Source organism: Metabacillus litoralis (assembly GCF_020524045.1).
GTDB classification, from domain to species: Bacteria; Bacillota; Bacilli; order Bacillales; family Bacillaceae; genus Metabacillus; species Metabacillus litoralis_C.
This window is the reverse complement of sequence record NZ_JAIVKL010000003.1, coordinates 156276-180247: the sequence shown is the minus strand read 5'-3', so window position 1 is coordinate 180247 and position 23972 is coordinate 156276. Positions and strand designations below refer to the sequence as shown.

Genomic DNA, 23972 nt, shown 5'->3' with positions numbered 1-23972 from the left:
AATAAAAGAAACACGGTAAGCGAAGGATGTTGAATTATAGTAGGGTAAAGCACTGAAGAATGAAAAGCACTGGAGCTAGACATTATAAATGGCTGTTATCGCAAACTTTGTTGCTTTTAAATCCCCGAAGCAATCGGTACCCTTATAGTGAAAAAAACTGTTACCATTACAAATTTTGGTTAAATAGCAACAAACGTTCAGAAAAGAGCCAAAAAAAAGACTAGTGAGATTCTGCAGCTTCTTAAGGAGCAGGAATGTAAACTAGTCGTTAAAATCATTATTTAATTAAACTCGTACACCAAAGAATTTCTTCAATTTTACTAAAACACCTTTATTTGGTTCTTCGAGAGATTGTAATGGAACAGATTCTCCTAAAATTCGTCGAGCAATATTCCGATAGGCAATAGCAGCTCTATTGTTAGGATCCATAGCAATAGGTTCTCCATTGTTCGAAGCTTTAATCACATCATCATCATCAGCAACAATTCCAATTAAATCAATGGAAAGATGTGTAACAATTTCATCCACATCAAGCATATCTCCATTTTTAACAAGATGGTTACGGATTCGATTTATGACCAATTTAGGTGGTTCAATATCTTCTTGTTCAAGTAAACCTATTATTCGATCTGCATCTCGTACAGCAGAAATTTCAGGGGTTGTTACAACAACAGCTTTGTCAGCACCTGCAACAGCATTTTTATATCCTTGTTCTATTCCAGCTGGACAATCTATTATAATATAATCATAGTCTTGCTTTAATTCGTCTATGAGTTTTTTCATTTGCTCTGGTTTAACAGCCGTCTTGTCGCTAGTTTGAGCTGCTGGTAATAAATAGAGTAAGTCTTCAAATCTCTTATCTTTCACAAGAGCTTGATGTATTTTACAACGACCTTCAACTACATCCACCAAATCATAAATAATTCTATTTTCTAATCCCATTACAACATCTAGGTTCCGAAGACCGATGTCTGTATCTACTAGGCAAACACGTTTCCCTAAAATAGCTAAAGAAGTTCCAATATTAGCTGATGTCGTTGTTTTACCAACTCCACCTTTACCTGAAGTAATGACAATTGCTTCACCCATTGTTAGATTCCCCCTTCAAACCTTGTTAAATTAGGTCGTAAATGAGTAAGTTGCTGTAGTCGCTCAATAACCATTTCACCATTTTCATTGATATGTGCACATTCTAGCTCGTTACCTTCTAGTGGTAAAAAATCTGGTGCACGGTTAATTATATCACTAATACGCAATTGTGCCGGCTTCATTAAAGAGGCAGCAATTACGGCTTGTCTATTACCATCAGCACCTGCATGAGCAATACCTCTTAAAGCACCTAAAACAAAAATATTACCTGATGCGATAACAGTACCACCTGGATTAACATCACCTACAAGTAACAAGTCACCTTTTACTTTTAACACTTGACCTGAGCGTACTATTTTAGCAACAGAGATAACTTCCGTTTCCCTTTTTAAGCGAAGAGCCTCATCTTTCGTTATCACGTTACTTTCAATTGATTCAATCATTAAATTACGCTTCTGTTTAATAACTAATTCAAGTTTTTCTCGTTGTTTCTTATTCACAAAACGATTTCCTACTTTTACATTCACCCCAATTACAGGGCCGTCTTGTTGAATGTATTGTTTCAAAGATAGCATTTCCTCGAGTTCATGGAGTAATTGGTCAAAAGAACATGAATCATCGAGATGTAACGTTAAGCCATCTTTTGTGCCTTTTATCGTAACAAATTGTTGTTTTTGGACCTTCATGACGTTCACCTCAACGATTGTACTATTCGACAGAAATGCATGAAATCCTTCTTTTTAAAAGATATTAATCTCATAGATTTTAGGATCTTCTGTTGGTAAAGCAAAACGAGGGATTAATAAATATTATCATTTACTTAATCCTCAGTCATTTCAAATCTTAATTTTGTTAAATATGACTTAATAGGAAAGCTAACCAAAATAGCAACAACCAGATTGAGTGATAATGTAGGTAATAACCTAAGGGTTGTAAACTGGTATAGTGATATATTTGTCGCACCTATTACATAATTAACACCGTATACATAAAATTCTAGCACGGCTACAGATAAGACAATTAATAATAGTACGATTAATATGTGCCCATGCAATACTTTCATTGCTTTATAAATAAGATAAGCCAAAATTCCGTATGCAAATAAATAGATCCCGATCACTTCTATAAAAACAATATCATGCAATAAGCCAAAAAAGAAGCCTAGGACCATTCCCTGTGTACGATTTAAGTAGACTGTTATAAAGATGACAAATAGTAAAACAAAGCGTGGAACAAAGACATAATCCTCAGATACAAAGGAAAAATGGACTAAGTGAGCAAAGGAGCTTTCACAAATAAACGCAAAGAGAACTAGGAAAGGAAGAAAGAAACGTTTCACGATTCTTCCTCCTCCTTTGTCAGCACTCCTACTGGATCTTCAGACGCTGCTTCACGTTTTGCAACCCAAACCCGATCAAGATCATAGAAATTTGCTGTTGGTTTCACATAGGCCATTTGTTCAAGTCCATATGAATCAGGTTCAATTTCAATAATTTCTCCTATCATAATACCACCAGGAAAAACGCCTCCTAAACCAGCAGTAATCACTTTTTGACCAACACTCAGCTTAGCCTTTGATTCAATACGACGAAGTAAAAGGGCACCTTTTTCTTCATCGTATCCCTCAATTAGACCTGTTACTTTTTCCTTCGTTGCTTTTTTCTCTTCCTTTTCCGCTTCTTTTACTTCTTCATCAGTCTCTAGCGGTTGAACTTCTGCAGAAATCCTATTTTTCAAGTCAGTTGCACTTAACAATTGAACAGTTGATGTAAATTGTGAAGTTGATTTTACTTTTCCAATTAAGCCTTGAGCAGTAACAACTGCCATATTCGGCTCTACTCCATCCTGTTCACCTTTATCAATTGAAATATAATCGTACCATCTATCAGGATTTCGACCAATAACTGCAGAAAAGATCGGATCATATTTTCTTAAATTGGAAATTTTCCCTAATTCAGTTCTTAGTTTTTCATTATCAAGTTTATATTCTTGTAAATCTGCTTGTAGCTGCATATATTCATCAAGTCTACTTTTTAAAAGTTCATTTTCTTCATATGTATTTTTGAGATCATTTACATTTTCAAAGAAGCCTGATACATATGAAGCAGGCTTATGTAAAATTGATTGAAACACACTTACAGTATCTTGTATAAATTGTTCAGGCCAAGCTAACTTGCGATCTCCCTTAATTGAAAAGCCAATCAATGCCACTAAAACAATAACACTTACTAGTAACAAGATAAGGCGTTTATTTAAGAAAAACTGTGGCATGATGAACACCCTCTTAACTTATATTTCATCAACAAATCGCGAGCATATATTTAATCCAAGTCAATTAAAAGTAACCATAGAAGAAGAATATGTTCCACTTGCTTTCATAGTCCAATAACAAGAAAAGTCACAAGACATTCAAAGAGTGAAGTCTTGTGTCCTCTTGTTGTGGTAAAAGAAGCAAACATATAAAGATTACATCCATAAATTACATATTTTCTTATTTCTATTAGCGACTTTCTCTTGCTTTATTTTTAAATAAGTGGATATGTTCTAGCGCTTTTCCTGTTCCAATAGCAACACAATCTAATGGATCTTCTGCTATTAATACAGGCATATTTGTTTCTTCACCAATAATTTTATCTAAGTTTCTAAGAAGTGCTCCACCACCAGTTAAGACAATTCCACGATCCATAATGTCTGCCGCTAGCTCAGGTGGAGTTTTTTCTAGAGTATTTTTAACTGCATCAACAATTGCATATACTGTATCTTTTAATGCATCTGCAATTTCAGCTGCCGTAATTTCAATTGTTTTCGGTAAACCTGTTAATAAGTCTCTCCCTCTAATATCCATGTTTTCCACACCATCAGGAGAACCAGCAGAACCGACTTCCATTTTAATTGCTTCTGAAGTACGATCACCAATCATTAAGTTATATGTCTTACGAATGTATGTAATAATCGCATCATCCATCTCATCACCAGCAACACGAATTGATTGACTTGTTACAATTCCACCTAGAGAGATAATCGCTACTTCTGTTGTACCGCCACCAATATCTACAACCATGCTTCCTGTTGGTTCCCAAACAGGTAAATTCGCACCAATTGCTGCAGCAAATGGTTCTTCAATCGTATAGGCATCACGGGCCCCAGCTTGTCTTGTCGCATCAATAACTGCACGTTCTTCGACAGCTGTAATTCCTGAAGGTACACAAATCATCACATAAGGTTTTCTTGAAAAAACACCTTTTGTCTTAGCTGCTTGTTTTATATAATATTTCATCATTGTTGCTGTTGTTTCATAATCTGCAATTACGCCATCTTTCATTGGACGAATGGCTACAACATTTCCAGGTGTACGACCAATCATGTTTTTTGCATCATTACCGACTGCTACAATTTGCTTTGTATCTGTTTGTAAAGCAACAACAGAAGGCTCACGAACAACGATTCCTCTTCCTTTTACAAATACAAGTGTGTTAGCTGTCCCTAAATCTATTCCAAGGTCTCTTGTACCAATACCGAACATAGGGTGTATCTTCCTTTCTGAAACGAATATACTTTTACTTAATTTTTAGGAAAATTGATAGAAAACAACTTTCTATATTGTGGTAGTTAAACTACTTTCAATCTTGAATAGTTAGAATTTCTTTATAAATCAGAGGAATACTTATATATCTCTTCTTCATATTTCCTGCTATGAGTTTTATATAAAATCTATTTCTAAAAAGAATGGTCAAAATTATTCTTAAAGAATTGAAGTAATCAAAAAAACTCATAAACCTTATTATATCGTATTTACGCAAAAAAAAAAGTATTACACGTAGCCTTTTTCTTTAAGACTAACAAATTTTTGTTCACCAATAATAAGATGATCCAAAAGTTCTATACCTAAAACCTTTCCACATTCTGCTAATCTTTTTGTCACTTCAATGTCTTCTCTACTCGGCGAAGGATCTCCTGATGGATGATTATGAATACATATTAGGGAAGCTGCAGATCGTTTAAAAGCTTCTTTGAACACCTCTCGCGGGTGGACAATCGAGGCATTTAAACTGCCGATAAACACTGTTTGTTTATGCAGAACTTGATTTTTCGTATTTAAATATAAACAAACAAAATGTTCCTGACTTAAAAACCTCATATCCTCCATCACATAATCAGCACCATCTTGTGGTGATCGAATCACATAACGTTCGTCATAGGTAAGACGATTCATTCTTCTACCAAGCTCAAGTGCAGCTAGAATTTGAACGGCTTTTGCATTTCCAATACCTGATATCGTTGTAATTTCTTCAACAGAAGCATCCTTTAACATGCGCAAGCCTTCAAAATGCTTTAATAACTGTTGAGACAAATCTAAAGCTGAATCTTTTTTTGTACCTGTTCGAAGTAAGATTGCCAATAGCTCCTGATTTGAAAGCTTGTCAGCACCTTCCTTTAACAAGCGTTCTCTTGGTCGTTCATCCTCGGGAAAATCACGGATTTTAAAAGTTGATAATTCCATTTATCCTCCTTCATTTCCCTTTCTGCTCATGATACTTTTCTATGTGTATTATAATGTTCCTACGTTCCCGTTTTATTCCATACTTGATCATCTTATTTTTGTGTGCAATTAAATCATTTGATTAGTGACACACCCAGGCTTGTAAACCCACTTTCACAACAAAGTTGTTCCACTTTTCAGCATGGTATTTTTATCTGGCAAACCCATTTTCATCAGTTCTCTGCTTGTTCTTGCTATTGGTAAACCTACAACTGAAAAATAATCACCAGCAATTTCTTTGACGAAAAGTGCCCCAAATCCTTGAATACCATATGCACCTGCTTTATCCATCGGTTCACCTGATAATACATATTCCTCGATTTCTTTTTCTTCGAGAGGAAAAAAAGTCACAGCTGTTTTTTCATAAAAAGTTTGAATTTTTTCTTCATGGACAATCGAGACACCTGTAAAAACTTCATGTGTGTTGCCTGACAAAACTTTAAGCGTTTCTTTTGCTTCGTCTTCACTACTTGGTTTACCTAACATTTGATTTTGGTACACCACAAGAGTATCAGAGCCGATAACAAATGCATCCTGATGTTCTTTTGCAACACTCTCAGCTTTTTGTTGTGCTAATGATTGAACCATTTCGGCTGGTTGAAGCTGTTCGTCTATCACTTCCTCTACCATACTTGGAATGACCTCAAAAGGTAGTTGAAGAAGCTCGAGTAGTTCTTTTCGACGGGGAGATGCTGAAGCTAAGATGAGGTTTGTTTTCATGATGTTACATCCTTTCTTCGTTTCAGATTAGAAGATACTTCTACATCTTACCAAAGTAATTGTTAGGGAACAATTTCACATTTTTCATTTTTAGAGAAAAAGAAGAGTTGATTGACACACTCTAGACATTATTACAAAAAGAAAAAACCGCAAAAATGCGGTCTCTTCAAATAAATATTAAAATTCTATGGAATTCACTATCAACTTTCTTTTTAGGTATTTCCATTACCATCATAAAGTATTTATTTCTTTACTTCGCATGTAAATCTCGAACAACTTCTAAGAGATTTTGCTGTGCTTGCCAGCCATTTTGTTCTTTGAGGCTTGCAATTGCTTGTAATAACTTCTCAATGACTGGTTTTTCAGCATCATTATGTGAAATAGCCATAATTTGTGATTCTAATTTCGTAATATTTTCACTACTTACCCCTGCACCAGTTGCAGCAGCTGAGGCTAGAGGTGATAACTCTGTGATTATGTTCACCCATTGATCTGCAGAACTACTTGTAGAAATTTCAAGTCCGAGCTGCTTGCCTCCCCAAAACTCCGAAAAGTCTTTTTGTTTATACATCTCATTAAGAGCATCAGTTTCTGACTTTGCTTTACCTAGACCTGCTAAAACTGTATATTTACCGTCTAGCTCTAAGTAGGTTGAAGCTAAATTTTTTTCTTTTATCTGTGCAACTACCGTTTCCGCACCTTCTTTTGTCGTGTAAATTCCACCTTGGACAGCATACACTTGTAGAGTAGCATTTGATGCAGCAGATGCATTCTGATCTTTTGGTTCTCCACCACCTGCTGGATCTTCTTCAGTATCTCCTGGAATCGCGACTTCACTTCCTTCATCAGGAGTAGCCGTAACTGGCATATCTTTGTTTGATAAAAAATTCAGTGCGATATAACCAAACCCTGTTCCTACTCCAATTGCTAATAAAACGATTGTTATTATTTGTTTAAATGGAAAAGCAATATGAGGAACCTTACGATCACTTTTTTTCGAGTAAAGATAAGGTGCAACGGTTGAATTTGAGTATGATTTTTTCTTTTTAGCTGGTGTCACAACTTTCGGATCGTCTGTAAAATCAGCATCCCCTTCATCAGGTAACAACCAAGGAAAATCATCTTCTTCATTAACAGGTTGCTTAGCAGAAGCCATCTCTTTTTCAGCTTTCACTTTTTCCTCCCATGTTGAAAATGCAATGTCCTTTGATGGTTCTTCAAATTGTGACACTGGACGATCCTCACCATTTATTTTAATTTTGATCGTCTCAGACGTATGCTTGTCCATATGCCTACCACCTTTCCTTTCAATTCCGTTCACACAGCTTGGCTATAATGCTATCAGAAGAACAAAAAAAAAGAACAAGACATTTGTCGTCTCATCCTTAATATTTTTCGTCATTTTTTTTATTCTTCATCTTCTTTAATTAAATCTGTAAACGGATTTTCCTTTTCACTAGGTGAAGGAACTGAGAATGGTGGAAGCTCTTCACGTAGATCATCAAGTGTTGGAAAATAGTAAGTGGAAACAATTACTTTATATTCATACGTTGTATCAGGATCCTCAACAATTTGAATAAGCTCAGGAAAACCTTCTACCTGTAATGATTCGATTTGTGTAATTCGATTCGTATTTTCTAGTATCTTGATAAAGTCCTCTAATTCGTAGTAGCTAGGAGATTTCACATCTAGCTCAACTGTTAGCTTCTCTAAGCCTTCTGGAATTGCTTCCGTGTTAACAGATTCCTTTTGCTCTGCTTCAGTATTATCTTTACTATCAGGATCTAGCTTTTCATCATAAGCTTCAACCATTTCATCACCCTGATCTTCTGGTTCAACCGTTCCACCATCTTGAAAAGAAATAGATGTAATTTCGCTGCTAGACATTGTTTCAGCCTTTTCTAGCTCTAAAAGAAACTGCTCTTCAAATGGACTAACAGGCAAGATCTTTTGTAATTCAACTGCAGATAATAATGCATCGTCTGTTGAAGAACCAGTTGATTTCTGCAATGAATCGATTAATTTGTTTTCTGTTTCAATTTGATTTTGCAAGCTAGTAAGCTCTACGTTTTTGGGCTTCACAAAAAACACATATGAAAAATAACAAACTAAAGAGGCTACCAAAAGAGCGAGAACAATAATTATCGTATGTTTTTTTCTCCATTCAATCATTTCTCATTGTCCTCCTCTTGAATCGCTTTAAGGACAGTACGATCAATTAAAAGCTGATATGTTGCTAAATAACGTGGAACTGTTTCATCTTCATCTTGTAGTGGCACTGTTTCGACTTTCGTCAGTTTTACAGTTTCCAGTATATCTAATTCTTTTAATCGACTTAAATAAAATGCTGCTTCTCGTGAGCTCTCAAATTGAATAAGTAATTCTAATGAAGAACTGTCAGCATAATCTAAACCATAAAAATACCCTTTTTCAGGTAGAATTTTTGTTAATTCATTTAAAATCGGAACAAAATTCACTGGATATTTTTCAGACCAGATAATTGCTTTTTCTAATTCATCAACTGCTGAGTTTTCATTACTTTGATTCGCTTGTTGCTGAAGAACTTCTGTCTGTTTTTGAACTAATGTATATTCTTGTTCTAGTGCACTAATTTCTTTATTCTTTTGATTTCCTAAAGATAAAATAATCGTTACTGCTGTAATGATAATCACTAGTAGTAAAATAGCAATGATAAGATTGGTGTAATCACGTTTTTGCTTCTGAGGTAGTAAATTAATTTCAGCTAACATTGATCTACACCTCTTTTAATGCTAAGCCAAGAACAGTTTGAAACTTACTCGGAACAGCTAAATTTTTATAGGTATACACTCGATTTTGATAATGAGTGATTGAAATCGTCGTGATCGCATTTGTTAATATTGTTTGTAATTCATCAATATATGGATTGTCTCCAACTAAAATGATTTGGTTAATTTGTTGATCTCCTTGATGAATACTGAAACGATAAAAATTTATGATTTTTTCAATTTCCTTTGCCACATCTTGAAATTGGATGATCAGTGGTTCTTTATTTTTTAATTCATATTTATAGTAACACTGTGTCTCAGAATCTATTTGATAATTCCAGTCACGCATTTCACCTTCAAGTTGCATATGTCTAGTAAAAATAGGTCTAAAATTTTCAAATATACTAAAGTTAATGCTATCAAGTTTTACTTCAATTAATAATGTATTTTCCTTAGATGTTACTTTTTGCATTTTATATAAATAACGGTACATGCTTAATGATGACAAATCAGCAACACTTGCTGAAAGCTTCACATTGTCAAAGAGTTCAGTGTATTCTTTTATCATTGTTTCAGGTGCAGCAAATAAAAGAATCTCTTTATCATGTTCAGTTTCCTTTAATAAAACAAAATCAAATACAGGCTCTTCAAAAGGTAAATGAATGTTATTTCCAAGCTCTAAATAAAGATAGCCTTTTATTTCATCTTCACTCAATTCTAAAGGTACCTTCACTTTACGAACACTCACAGCAGAATCAGGTGTTATAAAACGAACCTTTTTCCCTTTTATTCCCCAATCGCTTATGCTTTGTTCAAGAATCATCGAAAGCTTCTCAAAATCCTTAATACTTCCATCAACAACAACACCTTCTGGAAGATAGTTTTCAACAAAGCGACTAACCACAAGTGGATCACTACTTTTTAATTCAAGCAGTTGTATCGAGTAATTTGATATATATAAGTTCACAATTTGATGATTTTGACGAAATAGCGAGAATGCCATTATAAAAACCCCTTCTTAATAAAAGTAAGAAAAGAAGTACGATAAATAGAGGTGAATTAATTCATTTCCAAAGAAATAAGAAAGTAAAGCACCAACAACTAAAAATGGACCAAATGGAAAAGGCTTGCCCTTCTTAACAGAGCCTGTCATCATCCCAAGGAATCCAACAATCGTTCCTACCAAAGTAGCTAGAAAGAAGCTTAAAAGAACAAGCTTCCATCCTAAAATGATCCCAAAAACAGCAAGTAGCTTCATATCTCCTCCGCCCATGCCGCCACGACTAACTAGGATAACAACAAGCGGAACTAGACCACCAACAAGAAAGCCAGCAATTGGATCATACCAAGACTCTGCTGAAATAAACACTCTTTCCACTGTAAAAAGAACAAGAAAAAACAAATTAACTTTATCTGGAATAATCATATATTTCAAATCTGAAACGGTCACAATCATGCATAGAGATATAAGTGACCATGCTAAAATCAATTCCTTTGACCATCCCACCAACATCGGTGAAATCGTAAAAAGAATTGCCGTTACTAGTTCAATAGTTGGATATAGAGGAGAAATCGATATTTTACAGTTTTTGCATTTACCATTTTGAAGCAGGAAGGAGAAAATTGGAATTAGTTCTAGAGCTGATAGTTTTTTATTGCAAATAGGACAAGCAGAGCCAGGATATGCAATTGATTGTTTTAATGGAATACGCATTCCTACAACATTATTAAAGGAGCCAAGAACTGCGCCAAGGATGAAGATGTATGTGTATAGGATGATGGTTGTTGGCATTGTTTGGGCTCCTTTGAATAGTAAGATAGATAGTCTTCTATGGAAGACTATCTATCTTGATTAGTTATTATGGTAAATCTATGTTCTCTCTCTCAAGATCATCTGCATTAGGAATATCTCCACTTTCAACAACAACGTAAGAGTGATCACCAGTTACAAGTTGAACTTGATAAATAACTTCATTTTCTCCTTGAGTAACAGTCACTTCAGTATCAGCGGCGGTGTAATCTCCATCTGTACTTGGATCTTCAATTGCCTCAAGTAAATTATCTTCTATTAAGTCTTCAAGTGAAATAGTCACTCCATCATCAGGAATCGGTGTAGCTTCAGCTGCTACAGACAATCTTGCTGCATTAGCAATTGTCTTTGCATTCCCTATATGGGCATCTATTCGTGAGTTATTAATCATCCCACCAATAGCCGGAATTGCAATCGCAGCAATAATCCCTAAGATAACAACTACTGCTAAAAGCTCAATAAGAGTTAAGCCGCGCTCATTTTTTACTAGTTTTTTAAACATTTTGTTTCCTCCTAATATATTAGTTCTAATTCCCTAAACCTATTATCTATTATACATGAGTAATCATCACTATGAATATAAAAATATTGTAAATTTACATTTGAACATGATTGAAGATGTCGAACATTGGAACGATGATCGCGATAACGATTGTTCCAACGATACCTGCAAGCAAAACAATCATAAGTGGCTCAATAAGTGACTTGAGCCGATCTGTACTGTTTTCTACTTCTTCTTCGTAGAAATCGGCTACTTTTCCGAGCATTTCATCTAATGATCCTGTTTCCTCTCCAATTGCAATCATTTGTGTGACTAATGGCGGAAATGCCCAATGTTTTTTCATCGGCTCTGTTAAAGAACGACCATTTTCTAGTGATGATCTCGAACTAGCAATAACCTTTGCAATCACTTCATTTTCAACAATTTTCTCAACAATCATCAATGATTGTAGTATCGGTACTGAGCTTGAAAACAGCGAGCTTAGAGTTCTTGTCATTCTAGCAAGAACAGCTTTTTGGATCATGCTACCAAAAATCGGCATTCTTAGTGCGGCAACATCCAAGTAGTATTTTGTTTGTTTATTTTTTCTGAGCGCATAAAATGTCGCAAAAACAGCAACAAAGAATGTAATAACAATATACCAGTATTTTTGCATGAAAATACTAGAATTTAAGACAAATAACGTTATAGCTGGTAGTTGGGCTCCAAAGCCTTCGAACATAGAAACAAATGTTGGTACAACAGACACTAATAAGAAAATGACTACAACAACTGCAACAATAGCAACAGCCATTGGATACGCTAATGCAGATTGTATTTTTTGTTTTGTGCGATTTTGTTTTTCATATTGAATCGCCAATCTTTCAAGTGTTTCTTCCATACTACCGCTTGCTTCACCAGCTTTGATCATATTCACAAACATCGATGAAAAGATTTTTTTATGCTTAGCAGCTGTTGCTGATAGTGATTGTCCAGATTTTAAGTCGTCTTCCATTTGCTCTAACGCATTTCGAAGTGCTTTACTGCTTGTTTGTTGAGCAAGAATATTTGTTGCATCAACAATTGTGACACCTGCTCGTAGCAATGTAGCAAATTGTCTTAAATAAATAACAAATTCTTGAAGCTTTACAGGATTACCTATGGAAATATCCTTTGTTAAAAGCGTTTCAGGAATTTCCTCAATACTTGTTATGCGAATTCCTAATTCACTTAACTTTAATACAGCTTCACGCTTAGAGCTTGCTGTTACTCTGCCTGATTTTTTTCCAGATCGTTCACGGCCTTCATATTTAAACTTTGGCATTATTCTGATGTCCTTTGCTTATAAGGTAACGCAGCTTCAGCAGAAATAATTCCGTTTTTCACATATTCTGTTAAACTACTTTCAAACGACTGCATACCTTGTGCTCGACTTGTTTGAATCACACTCGGAATTTGATACGTTTTTTCGTTTCGGATCAAACTTGAAACAGCTGAATTGTTTAAAAGTATTTCAATTACTGCTCGTCGACCTTTTTTATCAGCTGTCGGAAACAGTCTTTGAGAAATGACTCCAACTAAAACAGATGCCAGCTGTAAACGAATTTGTGGCTGCTGATTGGCTGGAAATACATCAATCATTCGATCAATCGTTGATGCTGCAGAAGATGTATGCAGTGTTCCTAAAACAAGATGACCAGTTTCAGCGGCAGTTATAGCTGTATGAATGGTTTCTAAGTCTCGCATCTCACCAACTAAAATAACATCTGGATCTTGGCGAAGCGCAGATTTCAAGCCTGAAGCAAAGCTCATTGTATCAAAGCCCACTTCGCGTTGATCAACAACACATTGCTGGTGTTTATGCAAATATTCAATCGGATCTTCTAAAGTAATAATATGACGCTTCATTGACATATTCATATAGTTAATCATAGATGCGAGTGTAGTTGATTTACCACTTCCAGTAGGACCTGTTACTAACACAAGTCCATGAGGCTTTTCAACAATATTCTTCAATATAACAGGCAAATGCAACTCTTCTAAAGAAGGAATATTTCTTGGAACAATCCGAATAGCAAGCGAAATACATGAACGTTGGCGAAATGCATTTACCCTAAAACGCGAAATTCCAGGAATACCATAGGAAAAGTCAAGATCTCCTTTTTCTTCAAGCATCGGCCATTTTGCTTGGGAAATCATGGCCTTGGCCATTCCCTCCGTATCAGCAGGCATCAAAAAATCTTCACCAATCTTAACTAAGTCGCCATTGACCCTCATGATCGGGGGAACACCTACAGATAAATGAATATCTGATGCATTTTTTTCAAATGCTAGCTTTAAAATGGCATCAATTTTGTTCTTCATCATATCACCTACTCTGCGACTGCTACCCGCAAGATTTCTTCCGTTGTTGTTAATCCTTGCTTTACTTTTAATAATCCATCATCAATTAAAAAGATTGTTTTATTTTTAATCGCTAACTCTCTCAATTTACTAAAAGATTCATTATTCATGATCACACGTTTCATTTCATCATTTAACTCTAGTAATTCATGAATGGCAATACGACCTTTATATCCTGTCATATTACATGTTCCACAGCCCTTACCCCGAACTATTTTATCAATGGATAACCCACGTTTAGCGAATATTTCCATTTCCCTTTTAGTTGGTGCTTGCTCTGTGGCGCAATCACGACATACTTTTCGTACAAGACGTTGTGCAACAACACCTGTTAATGAAGAAGCAACTAAAAAGGGCTCAACACCCATATCAATTAAGCGAGTGATGGTTCCTAGAGAATCATTTGTATGAAGTGTACTTAATACTAAGTGACCTGTTAATGACGCTCGAACAGATGTATCAGCCGTTTCTCTATCACGTATTTCCCCAACCATGATGATATTCGGATCTTGACGTAAAATAGACCGTAGTCCTTTGGCAAATGTCATCCCAACATTTGCATTCACTTGAATTTGATTGATCCCCTCAAGCTGATACTCAACCGGATCTTCTATCGTAATGATATTAACTTCCTCAGAATTCAAATGATTTAATGCTGCATATAATGTAGATGATTTCCCAGAACCTGTTGGGCCAGTGATTAAAACGATACCTGTTGGATTTTCAATCAACTTAACAAAGCGTTTTAAGTTTAAGCTATTAAAGCCTAATTTGTTCAAATCATTTAGCGTGCTTCCAAGGTCTAAAATACGCATAACAATCTTTTCGCCATATACAGTCGGTAATGTTGAAACACGAAGATCAATTGGGTGAAAATCGATATGCATTTTAATTCGGCCATCTTGTGGAACACGGTGTTCTGTAATATCTAAATTTGCCATAATTTTCAATCGTGCAATCATGACACTTTGCATATGTTTTGGAAAAGTTCGTTCATTTTTTAACACACCATCAACACGATAACGTATCAAAACCTTTGTTTCTTGTGGATCGATATGAATATCACTTGCTTTTTGTTGAACCGCATTTTGCAAAATTTGATTAACAAGGCGAACAACCGGTGAATCTTCACTAGTAATCTTCTCTTCTTGAACATCATCTTGAACATTCAACTCATTCATAATGTCAGACATACTGTCATCAATTTCATAATATTTATTAATCGCTCTTAAAATATCATCTTTAGAAGCAATCGCTGTTTCAATTTGAAAGCCTGTTGCAAGTCTAAGATCATCAATCGCATAGAAATCCATTGGATCTGCCATTGCCACAAATAACTTGTCACCTTCAATTTTAATCGGAATTAACAAATTACGTTTGACCATTTCCTTTGGCACGAGCTTAACAAGCTTCTGGTCAAACGGAAAACGGTAAAGACTGACATGTGGAATGCCTAACTGAAATTCCAGGACTTCAATTAACTGCTGCTCTGTAATCGAACCTCTTTCAAGGAGAGCGTCACCTAGTTTTTGACCTTTTGGTTTCTCTGCTAAAGCAGCATTTAATTGTTCCTCAGAAATCAGTCCTGATTCTACTAATAAATCCCCTAATCTTTTTCGAGTATCGTTCATTAAAGATCCCTTCTTTAGCAGATATTATTTTTCAACCACTTTACTAGGATTTTCCCAAATGACTTTATCTTCATCATTGTTTTCCACTTCTTCATTTTCTTGATTCATTGAATCTTCACTAACCTCTTCATTTGAATCAAGATCAGAAGTAGAACCTTCCTCATTTTGATCAACAACAGAACTCTCGCCATTTTCAATGTTACTGTCTAGCGTTTCTCCTGAGTTCTCATTACTTAAACTATTCACTAAGCCTGTTTCAATAATCTTATGAGTGGGTGGATAAAAATCCTCTGATACTTGTTCTGATTCAAGTAATCCACCATCTAAATCAAAAATATTTCTCGTCACGATGATATAAAGACCTTCTTTTCCTTCTTCAACAACTTTTTCATCATTTTCATCTAGTAAACTAGTATAGCGAATAATTTGCTTAGGTGGATAAGAAGTTTGTTCTGACAATTTCATTTCATATTTATACAAAAAAGGCGCTCCATTGATTGTCACATTAAGTCCTGAAGTTGTTAACTGTAAATCAATTGTGTAGTCAGTTTTATTCGGGTTAAACCACTTTAAATCTGCTTTCTTTTGAACAATATTTGCCTCAAATCCCAACTCAATCATTTTTGGCAAATTTAAACTTGTATGCCGTTCAACAATTTCAAAGTTTGTTAGTAACATTGTTTGATAAAGTGCTGAAGCAATAATCGATAATCCTTGCTGCGTGGGCTTTGTTGTATCCTTCGTTAACTCAAGAAATGATACTTGAGATTGTGCAGGTACAGTGATTGTCCCAATCGAATCAAGTATCTCTTTTACTTGTTCATTGTCTGATGGTACTGAAACAAAATTTTCGGCTGCAATTGTATTCAAATCAGCTTTTACAAATGCTTGAATCAAGAAAAACTGTTGTTCTGTTGTTAGTTTACTTAACGCATTTAAAAACACTGACTGGAGCTCAGTATGATCAATCGTAGCATAGCGGTCTCCTAATTCACTTTTTAAATTGGTTTCATAAACTTCTTGATTAATAGAAGCTACAATTGGATTAGTTTTCCCATTAACTACAGCTGCGATCGTATTGGAACTATCAATATTGAAATAGTCTTGATCAATCACAATGTTTTGTTCATTTATTGAGATCTGCAAATACTTACCTTTAAACCAAGATGCAAGCTGATTATCAAGTTCATTCTTCGCTTGATCACTTGTTAAATTCTCTATATTAACAGAGGCAATTTGTGTTCCTGGTTCAAAGGACCCTTTGTTTGCAAAAAAATCATATGCTTTTACACCTATTTGTGAAAAGCTAATTAAATAGATCACTGAAAAGAGCAGTACAACAAAAAGCTTTACACCTTTGTTTACATTCACCATTCATTGCCCCTTTTACATTTCTGTATTCATCGAAAGCTCTACAAACGTACTAGGACCCTCATTTTGTGCTTTTTGAATATCTTCCTTTGTTAAAATTGTATTTTTTGAGATTAACACTGTATTGTCAGATCCTAGTATATCTTTTATCACAACTTTACCTTCTAAAAGTTTAATTTGCTTTTCTTTAATCACTTCAATTTGCTGATTATCTAAATCTTCAAACTGATCATTAGCTTTAGGTGTCAAGTCCTCAATTAATTCTTCAGCTAGTTGATCATGTTCAGGAGCTGCCTGTTCTCCCACAAGATCATTTTCTGATTTTAATAAGAAGTTTGCTGTTTCTTCACTTACAACTAAAATATCTTTTCCAAAAGTTAAGACATTCTCTGATTTTATAAAAACGTCTTGCTCATTCACAAGTAATTGAAGACCAATAATGACTCCATTGTCTTCATCAAGAAAATACTCCTTTGCATCACCAAGTAGCTGGCCTTTACGAGTGATCACTCTTGTATCGGTAATTTTGATACGTTTGTTCACTAGCTGATTAGCAATTGGAATTTCATTCAAATCAATAATGACAGTATCTGAATCAATTGTTACAGCAAATTCACCAATTCCAATAACTTTACTAAATGGAATTGCTTTTACACTTACTTGCCAATCTTCATGCTCAACTGTTAAGAAATCCACCGTTCCTTTTTCAGGATTAACAACAAGAGACTTTACGTTCCCAAGCTCTAAACCAGCTGAAATACTAATAATCGGTAAACCTACAACTTCAGTACTTTTTTTCATTAACTTCACACACCTATTCTTTATATTTTCACAAAACTTAATTTGATTGTTTAATCCATGTTAATTGCTCAACTAGAAGTGGATAGTGCTCTAGTTTTTCACGCATCTCAGAAAGAAATACATCATATTCTACATATTTAGAGCTCTCCTGATAATGCAAAAGTAATTCTTTCGAAAATAAAAATTGATCTTTTGGGGATTTCGCTTCTGCAATGGCTAACTTTAGAACATGTTCATATTTTTCACTAGTAAGTGATTTTTTATATAATTTAAATTGACTCAGCAACATGTCCAAAACATCATTTGGAAGGAGATCAGTTGTCACAGTGTCTTTTTCCATTTCTTCATTGTTTTCAACAGTAAGATCCATATCTTCGGCTTGAGTCGAGTTGACCTCAACTATTTCAGATAGTGGAGAGTTGTCAATGTTTCCTTCAGAATCTAAATTTTTACCATCAACGAACTCAAAATGATCATTTTCAATTGAAAGTAATTCTTCTTCAACCTGTTGCTCAACATACTCTACTGAAGTATGTAATGAATCTTCTTCCTTCACATCTTGTAAATCTTCAACTAACAAGCTTTCAAAAAGATCATCATTTAAAGTAGCATCTTCCGTAATGTCAAGTGAATTCTTTGGTGTTTCATAAACAGGATAAGTATGTTCATGATCATCATTTTCTTGTTCAACTTGATTACGTCCCTCAAATAACTCTGTTAAAAAATCATCAGAACTTTGGTTTATTTCTTCTTCTTTTTCTTCTGAAGGTTCTATTGTTGCTGCTGTTTCTTTATATATTTCACTTTCATCTTCTTTATTAACGATCTCTTGGTGAGGAGCTTCTCCTCTTGAATCTAATGTATCAAAGAAATCTTCTAAGAAATTTTGTTCTTGCTCATTAGAAGAATCATCTTTTTCTGTTTGAATAGTCGTTACAGTATCTACCTCTGAATCTGCGACAACAACTGAATCGATTTCCTCGTACGACGTTTCATTTAAAGGTTCTCTATCCAATTCTGCAAAATCTTCTTGTTTTTCATTGTGATTATCATTCAAATTAGGTTCTACGATGAGGTCATTCTCATTTTCATCTTGCCAAACCAATTCTTCCTCATCTTCATCTTGAGCTTCAGTTTCAAAGAGGGCTAGTTTATCCCTTAGTAAGTATGCAACAGCAGCAATTAATGCAAAAATGGCTAGTGCTGATTGCCATACAGGAATAACTTGAGTCGTAAAAGTAAACATTGCTGCACACAACAATGCAACACCCGAAATAATCAGTTTTCCTTTCTTATTTATCCCAATTGGAACAATAAGTAAGATAGGAACTAATATCAGGAAACCTATTATGGTAAACAAATATAAGTGCAAGAACTCACCCCACTTGATGATTAAGTAATTTTTTTCCTATTTCTCTAACAATTATCCTATAAAAGAACTAAAAAAAGACAAAAATCGACCATAACTTATTGTATAATAAACTTGACCTATTTGAAAGAAGGGATTGGAATGAAATTCAAATTGGCAAAACTTTTCACCCATAACAAAGGGTTCACTTTAATCGAAGTCATGCTATCAATTGTCATTTTTAGTATATTAACACTAGGTATGCTAACTCTGTTTTCACAAGCAATGACTTACACACAAAAAAGTGAGAACGATACCATTGGTGTTTACGCTGCTAGAAATATGCTCAACTTTATTGAGCAAAAAGACTTTCAAGAAATGAAAACTAACTATGTAGAGTCATTAACAGATGAAGGAGATGGATCTACCTTTGTTTTCACTCGTGACATTTGTACTGAGTGGCATCCAGGGAATAGTGAGTTAGAAATAAAAAAGCGAGAGTTATGTGAATCTACCTTTGAACCTTTTATTAATAATCGACAATTTCAAATCGATGTAGAACTAAAGAAGCATGACGATACTTCATTACAAGATTCATTAATCCCGACTAAAGTAACAGTAAATTGGGAAGAAAATAACGAAACTATATTAGAGGGGTTTATAACGAATGAAAAGCTTCGTTAAAAAATTTCACAATGAAAATGGAATCACTTTAATTGAAGTAATGGCTACCATTGTTATTTCATCAATTATTCTAGTTGTTGTTTATAATGTGTTTATGATGGGGATTAAAACCTATGAAAAAGTTGGTATTGAAATGCAATTACGTGATGAAGCAGATCATATTGTTTCATCTATTCTACAAACTCTCTATGAAACTCCTATTAACTCTGTAGAAGAATGTGGTAATAATTGTTTGAGAATAGTCCAAGATCAATCTTTTGTCGTTGATCAAGATTTTCCTTCTTTAATAACAGAAGAAACAGTTGATATTACTGCAATAGAGAAACAAGATGTGACTTTATCCGCAAACTCAGTTGAACTGTTAACAACCGTCGGTGAATCTGAACCTATTTCTAAAAATATATTAACGAGTGATTATTCTTTAGTTTTTAAACAAAATCCAGATGGTGAAGAAATTGCTTCAAGAATCAATTTATTGCAATGTATAAATGAAGATGAAAAAGCAGGCTGTGAAAGAGGACTTATTGAAGTTGTATTAGAGCTTCAGCATAATCAATTCACTGAAGATCAATTAATATCGGTTAAACCCATCAAGCTAGAAAGTCAGTTTGGGTTTTAAGTGAGGTGCAAATAATGAGAAATGAAAAAGGACAAACATTGATTACGGTTTTGCTTGTTTCTTTAATTTTTACTGTTTTAGGATTAACAATTGTTGCAGCCTCGATAAATAGTAACCAACGAACTGGGGTAAGAATTGATGAAATAGAATTAACAACAGAGGCAACCAAAATATTGAGTGAAGGTATCGCTAAATTTACAAATGAAGTTAGTGGATTTCAATTACAGGAAAGAGATATTATGACGTTTGATGATAAGTTTATTTCAATAATTAACGAGTTAGAAAATGATAATTTTAGTGTAACTGATGTCTCAGAAGAAAAATTTCAAATTGATAAAAGTAAGTACTTTACGCGTATTTTTGAGTTTTCATATATAAACAAAAATACGGATGGAGCAAAAATCGCAAAAAAAATCACAAGAACCGTTTATTTATCACCGACACCAAGCTTTTTAAACTATGCAATTGGATCTGGTCCAGATGGTCTCGTCACATTAAACGGTGCTGCTGATATTAAAGGTGATTTATTTTCGGGAGACTTAAACACTGATGATACCGCTTTTTTTGAGGATGCTAATTCTTCACTAAATAATCCATCACAAAAAGACACGTTATTTCCTAGGATAAACGGAAATGTATTTTTGAAAAACAAGTTTAATAATTCATCAGTTTTCCCAAGTACAAAAGAAGAATATGACCAGTCATTTGATCCAGAGTCTATTTTGACCGTTACAAAAGATACTTCTGAGTTTATTGATGTGAATTTTGGAAATACAATGGCTCAATTGTTTAATGAGCTTTCATATGGATTTACAGATGATATGTTTTCTAATCGTGCCAACGTTCATCTTGCTGTTGAGCAATTGTTAAAAAGCTGTGGAAATCAACTTATTCCATCATCTTCATTTCTTTCTACTCAAACAGAGCCGTGTGAAAATGATATACAACTTTTAAGCTTTTCTTTAAATGAGCAAATAGATTTTGATGCTTTGACAGGTAAAATAAACTCTAGTAATCCAAGAACATATGTATATTCTAGTCCTGATACTTCTTCTCCAGGTAAGTTGATCAACCCTACATCTAACGATTACCCACCTTTATATATTACGAAGGATGTACGGATGCATGACGATAGCTGGCTTGTTGTTCATGGTGATCTTGTTATCTTCACTAAAGATAAGACAATAAATTTACAGGGAAATATTTTAGTGACAGGCAACTTAATTATAGAAGGTAATAACGAAGAAGGTACAGAAAACGAAAATGATCATCTTCAAGTAGATTCAACAATTTACGTTCTTGGAAAATCAGATATCACAAACACAAACATTAAAGGACTAGATGACAAACAACTCGTCCTCCTTTCACAAGAAGATATTTTGATTAATAGAATCAATGAATTTAAGAATATCACAGATGATATAGAGAAGTTAGATGCATTCTTCTATACTCAAAAAAGTGCTGAATTATACGGTGTAGGCTCACTGTTTTTAATTAAGGGCGGAATCTTTGCAAGAGATAACCTTACTGTGAATGCCATACGACAAAATGAAATCGAGAAAAAATTCGGTTCGGATCCCGGTAAACTCGACCTTTCCTTAAGTATCAAACCTGTCAATTTCCAAAAAAGTGAACAATCAAGATTTCAAGTTGAGCAAGACTTAAAAGTATTAGCAGATCAAATAGATTCATTACCAAAAGTAGATCGATTTCAAATTTTGCTAGATCAACCTGTTATTGAAAATACATCTTATGAAGATCCAAGTGGAGGGTAAAATTATTTACTATTCGTTTCAATAAAAAACTCGATTGATCTCTAAGATCAATCGAGTTTTTTATTTTTTACCATTTACCATAGGAATCTGAACCATCTTCAGATTCTCCACCATCTTCTGGGTTTGTTTCTGGATCTGTTTCACCAGTACTGCTATCTTTTTTCTTTGTGACAATCGTCATTTCATCAGTGATTGTTGGATACTTATAATCAGCAACTGCTCTGATCTGAGTATACCCAATATTTTCACCTGTTACATACCATTCACCATTAACTTTCTCTATAGAAATTGGTGAAGTGTCTCCAATATTAAGCACTTCCTTAATTGTCTTATTAGTTGCATTTAAAGGAGTAAATGATAAGTAATCTTCTACCTTGATTCTTTCGCCTAAAAGAATCGTTTTTGTTTTTTGCCTAAAATCTATTTTCTTTAGTGGGACGACAACATTTACATCATATTTCAAACCTCGTTTAGAAACCTTACCTGAATTATAAAGAACATCAAATGAAAAATTGTATTGTCCAGGTGAAGTAAATATTAAAGGCAAATCATATTGTAAAGACTGATCTCCTGCTTGAGGTGGTCTTGGATTGAATTTAATATCTCTTAAATTCATATAAACAACATCTTGATTTTTCCCATCAACCATTTCTTTTATAATCGTAACTTGGTCGTTTTGTTGCACTGTCACACCAGATGGTAAAACAAATCTTATAAACCCATTAGACAATGATGGGTATTCTGCTGAGATATTGTCTGAAATATCATTGAATATTTTTACGATATTATCACCTGTTGCTCGTTCTGCTTTTCCATTGGATTTACTTGATAATTCTGTTAATAAATTCATATCTAATTGACTTTGATCTCCAAATCCAATTGATAACAATGTAATATCGCTATTAGCGATATTTTGTGCTTGTTCTCTTGCATGATCTTTGATGTCATTTGGTACAGCTGAGTTATATTTGGAGTGAAAATATAAAGCATTATTATGTTCAATGACTTTGACATTTCTGTCACCATTTGAATCATAATAAACCGTTTTCGTTCCATTAATTGTTGCTCTGGAATCGGAGATAATATATGATGTTTCTCCTACAGAGACTTGCTGTCCATTATAGTACTTATTATAGTAAGCCCAGTATCCGTACATATTGTAATAATCATTGCTTTCTATTAATTTATAATAGTTCCCATTAACATATTCAGATTTCATTGAATTTGTTGGTTTTCCGTCTGTCATAAAAATAATATATTGATCACGAGTGCTTCTATTCGTTGAGTTTAATAGTATATTTCGAGCAATTTTTAGTGCATCTGTATAATTCGTTCCACCTTTAGCTGGAACATATTTTATTTTATCTGTAATTCTATTAGGATCTGATTGAAGAGTCGTTATTGTATAGTTTGAGTTTACTCCTGAATCAAAAGATACGAGACCATAACGATCTGCACTATTTTTTGAATTCACTTTGAATGTATCAACAGCTTTTTGAACAGCTTCTTTAGCGAGGGCTAACTTTGAATTACTTCCACTTACTTCCTCAGCCATAGAACCTGACTTATCAAAAACAATCACAACATCCATAGGCTTCCTCTCATTTGATGTTGCTGTACCTTCAGGTAAAAGATTAAAATTCACTGTTGTAGTTACTTTCCCATCATCGCCAATTTCTAGTGACTGTGTACCATTAACTGTCGCATTAATTGAGAGGCCATCCACAGCTGCAGCTTCGTTAATAGGTATTAAGGCTTGTATCATAAGCAAAGACACTAGAAATATTGTAAATAAATGCTTATACATAATTACAATACCTCCCACGACATATAATTGACCTAAAAAATTAGTATATTAATAATTTTAGATAGTTCTATTATACCAAAATGAACAAAATTAAATAGTGGTTAAAATAATAATTTACACAAACACTACAAAATCAGTCAATTATT

General features: G+C 34.2%; 23 protein-coding genes. 3 read left to right on the top strand and 20 right to left on the bottom strand.

Features of this window, described 5'->3' with window-relative positions; all coding sequences use genetic code 11:
* Window positions 1-285: 285 nt before the first annotated feature.
* The 19 genes from minD to LC076_RS06930 form a co-directional block, all read right to left on the bottom strand.
* On the bottom strand, window positions 286-1089 hold the full coding sequence (minD, locus tag LC076_RS07020) for a septum site-determining protein MinD (protein ID WP_226667210.1): 804 nt from the start codon (window positions 1087-1089) through the stop codon (window positions 286-288).
* 2 nt (window positions 1090-1091) lie between these two features.
* Complete coding sequence (minC, locus tag LC076_RS07015) at window positions 1092-1775, bottom strand: septum site-determining protein MinC (protein WP_226667209.1); 684 nt, start codon at window positions 1773-1775, stop codon at window positions 1092-1094.
* A gap of 134 nt (window positions 1776-1909) precedes the next feature.
* Window positions 1910-2428 carry a rod shape-determining protein MreD gene (gene mreD, locus LC076_RS07010; protein WP_226667207.1) on the bottom strand — a complete coding sequence of 173 codons (519 nt, stop codon included), beginning with the start codon at window positions 2426-2428 and terminating at the stop codon, window positions 1910-1912.
* Window positions 2425-3360 (bottom strand): rod shape-determining protein MreC, encoded by a 936-nt coding sequence (mreC, locus tag LC076_RS07005; RefSeq protein WP_226667206.1) that lies wholly within the window; start codon window positions 3358-3360, stop codon window positions 2425-2427. The genes mreD and mreC overlap by 4 nt, the downstream gene beginning before the upstream one ends.
* A 229-nt stretch (window positions 3361-3589) precedes the next feature.
* Entirely contained in the window at window positions 3590-4612 is a 1023-nt protein-coding gene (locus LC076_RS07000; protein WP_226667205.1) for a rod shape-determining protein, read from the bottom strand.
* A 288-nt stretch (window positions 4613-4900) separates the two neighbouring features.
* On the bottom strand, window positions 4901-5590 hold the full coding sequence (gene radC, locus LC076_RS06995; protein ID WP_226667204.1) for a RadC family protein: 690 nt from the start codon (window positions 5588-5590) through the stop codon (window positions 4901-4903).
* Window positions 5591-5743: 153 nt separating this feature from the next.
* The gene (locus LC076_RS06990) at window positions 5744-6349 is read right to left on the bottom strand and encodes a Maf family protein (RefSeq protein WP_226667202.1); all 606 of its coding nucleotides are present in this window, start codon (window positions 6347-6349) and stop codon (window positions 5744-5746) included.
* 250 nt (window positions 6350-6599) lie between these two features.
* Entirely contained in the window at window positions 6600-7637 is a 1038-nt protein-coding gene (locus LC076_RS06985; protein ID WP_226667201.1) for a hypothetical protein, read from the bottom strand.
* A 119-nt stretch (window positions 7638-7756) separates the two neighbouring features.
* Window positions 7757-8521 (bottom strand): hypothetical protein, encoded by a 765-nt coding sequence (locus LC076_RS06980; RefSeq protein WP_226667199.1) that lies wholly within the window; start codon window positions 8519-8521, stop codon window positions 7757-7759.
* Window positions 8518-9099, bottom strand: a complete 582-nt coding sequence (locus LC076_RS06975; protein WP_226667196.1) for a hypothetical protein — start codon at window positions 9097-9099, stop codon at window positions 8518-8520. The genes LC076_RS06980 and LC076_RS06975 overlap by 4 nt, the downstream gene beginning before the upstream one ends.
* A gap of 4 nt (window positions 9100-9103) precedes the next feature.
* Window positions 9104-10099, bottom strand: a complete 996-nt coding sequence (pilM, locus tag LC076_RS06970; protein WP_226667195.1) for a type IV pilus biogenesis protein PilM — start codon at window positions 10097-10099, stop codon at window positions 9104-9106.
* Between the two features lie 15 nt (window positions 10100-10114).
* The gene (locus LC076_RS06965; RefSeq protein WP_226667194.1) at window positions 10115-10888 is read right to left on the bottom strand and encodes a prepilin peptidase; all 774 of its coding nucleotides are present in this window, start codon (window positions 10886-10888) and stop codon (window positions 10115-10117) included.
* 67 nt (window positions 10889-10955) lie between these two features.
* Complete coding sequence (locus LC076_RS06960) at window positions 10956-11408, bottom strand: prepilin-type N-terminal cleavage/methylation domain-containing protein (protein WP_226667192.1); 453 nt, start codon at window positions 11406-11408, stop codon at window positions 10956-10958.
* 94 nt (window positions 11409-11502) lie between these two features.
* The gene (locus LC076_RS06955; protein ID WP_226667191.1) at window positions 11503-12711 is read right to left on the bottom strand and encodes a type II secretion system F family protein; all 1209 of its coding nucleotides are present in this window, start codon (window positions 12709-12711) and stop codon (window positions 11503-11505) included.
* A complete protein-coding gene (locus LC076_RS06950) occupies window positions 12711-13751 on the bottom strand; it encodes a type IV pilus twitching motility protein PilT (protein WP_226667190.1) in 1041 nt (346 codons plus the stop codon). The genes LC076_RS06955 and LC076_RS06950 overlap by 1 nt, the downstream gene beginning before the upstream one ends.
* Before the next feature lie 8 nt (window positions 13752-13759).
* Window positions 13760-15421 carry a GspE/PulE family protein gene (locus tag LC076_RS06945; RefSeq protein ID WP_226667189.1) on the bottom strand — a complete coding sequence of 554 codons (1662 nt, stop codon included), beginning with the start codon at window positions 15419-15421 and terminating at the stop codon, window positions 13760-13762.
* Window positions 15422-15445: 24 nt separating this feature from the next.
* Complete coding sequence (locus tag LC076_RS06940; RefSeq protein ID WP_226667187.1) at window positions 15446-16795, bottom strand: VanW family protein; 1350 nt, start codon at window positions 16793-16795, stop codon at window positions 15446-15448.
* Window positions 16796-16807: 12 nt separating this feature from the next.
* Window positions 16808-17593 carry a PRC-barrel domain-containing protein gene (locus LC076_RS06935; protein ID WP_226667186.1) on the bottom strand — a complete coding sequence of 262 codons (786 nt, stop codon included), beginning with the start codon at window positions 17591-17593 and terminating at the stop codon, window positions 16808-16810.
* Between the two features lie 37 nt (window positions 17594-17630).
* Window positions 17631-18965 (bottom strand): hypothetical protein, encoded by a 1335-nt coding sequence (locus LC076_RS06930; RefSeq protein WP_226667185.1) that lies wholly within the window; start codon window positions 18963-18965, stop codon window positions 17631-17633.
* 138 nt (window positions 18966-19103) lie between these two features.
* Between LC076_RS06930 and LC076_RS06925 the strand changes: the two genes are divergently transcribed.
* The 3 genes from LC076_RS06925 to LC076_RS06915 are packed head-to-tail and all read left to right on the top strand — an operon-like array spanning window position 19104 to window position 22019.
* On the top strand, window positions 19104-19625 hold the full coding sequence (locus tag LC076_RS06925; RefSeq protein WP_226667183.1) for a prepilin-type N-terminal cleavage/methylation domain-containing protein: 522 nt from the start codon (window positions 19104-19106) through the stop codon (window positions 19623-19625).
* The gene (locus LC076_RS06920) at window positions 19609-20244 is read left to right on the top strand and encodes a PilW family protein (protein WP_226667182.1); all 636 of its coding nucleotides are present in this window, start codon (window positions 19609-19611) and stop codon (window positions 20242-20244) included. Before LC076_RS06925 ends, LC076_RS06920 begins: the two co-directional genes overlap by 17 nt.
* Before the next feature lie 14 nt (window positions 20245-20258).
* Window positions 20259-22019, top strand: coding sequence for a hypothetical protein (locus tag LC076_RS06915; protein WP_226667181.1), 1761 nt, complete (start codon window positions 20259-20261; stop codon window positions 22017-22019).
* 67 nt (window positions 22020-22086) lie between these two features.
* On the opposite strand, the gene LC076_RS06910 is transcribed toward LC076_RS06915, so the two are convergent.
* The gene (locus LC076_RS06910; protein ID WP_226667180.1) at window positions 22087-23826 is read right to left on the bottom strand and encodes a vWA domain-containing protein; all 1740 of its coding nucleotides are present in this window, start codon (window positions 23824-23826) and stop codon (window positions 22087-22089) included.
* Window positions 23827-23972: the final 146 nt, after the last annotated feature.

Bases quoted from the DNA above. Each gene is read 5' to 3' on its own strand.
- LC076_RS06925 (WP_226667183.1), top strand. From the start codon at position 19,104: ATGAAATTCAAATTGGCAAAACTTTTCACCCATAACAAAGGGTTCACT.
- LC076_RS06990 (WP_226667202.1), bottom strand. From the start codon at position 6,349: ATGAAAACAAACCTCATCTTAGCTTCAGCATCTCCCCGTCGAAAAGAA.
- LC076_RS06940 (WP_226667187.1), bottom strand. From the start codon at position 16,795: ATGGTGAATGTAAACAAAGGTGTAAAGCTTTTTGTTGTACTGCTCTTT.
- LC076_RS06985 (WP_226667201.1), bottom strand. From the start codon at position 7,637: ATGGACAAGCATACGTCTGAGACGATCAAAATTAAAATAAATGGTGAG.
- LC076_RS06950 (WP_226667190.1), bottom strand. From the start codon at position 13,751: ATGAAGAACAAAATTGATGCCATTTTAAAGCTAGCATTTGAAAAAAAT.
- mreC (WP_226667206.1), bottom strand. From the start codon at position 3,360: ATGCCACAGTTTTTCTTAAATAAACGCCTTATCTTGTTACTAGTAAGT.
- minD (WP_226667210.1), bottom strand. From the start codon at position 1,089: ATGGGTGAAGCAATTGTCATTACTTCAGGTAAAGGTGGAGTTGGTAAA.
- LC076_RS06945 (WP_226667189.1), bottom strand. From the start codon at position 15,421: ATGAACGATACTCGAAAAAGATTAGGGGATTTATTAGTAGAATCAGGA.
- LC076_RS06915 (WP_226667181.1), top strand. From the start codon at position 20,259: ATGAGAAATGAAAAAGGACAAACATTGATTACGGTTTTGCTTGTTTCT.
- LC076_RS06975 (WP_226667196.1), bottom strand. From the start codon at position 9,099: ATGTTAGCTGAAATTAATTTACTACCTCAGAAGCAAAAACGTGATTAC.
- LC076_RS06960 (WP_226667192.1), bottom strand. From the start codon at position 11,408: ATGTTTAAAAAACTAGTAAAAAATGAGCGCGGCTTAACTCTTATTGAG.
- LC076_RS06920 (WP_226667182.1), top strand. From the start codon at position 19,609: ATGAAAAGCTTCGTTAAAAAATTTCACAATGAAAATGGAATCACTTTA.
- minC (WP_226667209.1), bottom strand. From the start codon at position 1,775: ATGAAGGTCCAAAAACAACAATTTGTTACGATAAAAGGCACAAAAGAT.
- LC076_RS07000 (WP_226667205.1), bottom strand. From the start codon at position 4,612: ATGTTCGGTATTGGTACAAGAGACCTTGGAATAGATTTAGGGACAGCT.
- LC076_RS06980 (WP_226667199.1), bottom strand. From the start codon at position 8,521: ATGATTGAATGGAGAAAAAAACATACGATAATTATTGTTCTCGCTCTT.
- LC076_RS06935 (WP_226667186.1), bottom strand. From the start codon at position 17,593: ATGAAAAAAAGTACTGAAGTTGTAGGTTTACCGATTATTAGTATTTCA.
- pilM (WP_226667195.1), bottom strand. From the start codon at position 10,099: ATGGCATTCTCGCTATTTCGTCAAAATCATCAAATTGTGAACTTATAT.
- LC076_RS06965 (WP_226667194.1), bottom strand. From the start codon at position 10,888: ATGCCAACAACCATCATCCTATACACATACATCTTCATCCTTGGCGCA.
- radC (WP_226667204.1), bottom strand. From the start codon at position 5,590: ATGGAATTATCAACTTTTAAAATCCGTGATTTTCCCGAGGATGAACGA.
- LC076_RS06910 (WP_226667180.1), bottom strand. From the start codon at position 23,826: ATGTATAAGCATTTATTTACAATATTTCTAGTGTCTTTGCTTATGATA.
- LC076_RS06955 (WP_226667191.1), bottom strand. From the start codon at position 12,711: ATGCCAAAGTTTAAATATGAAGGCCGTGAACGATCTGGAAAAAAATCA.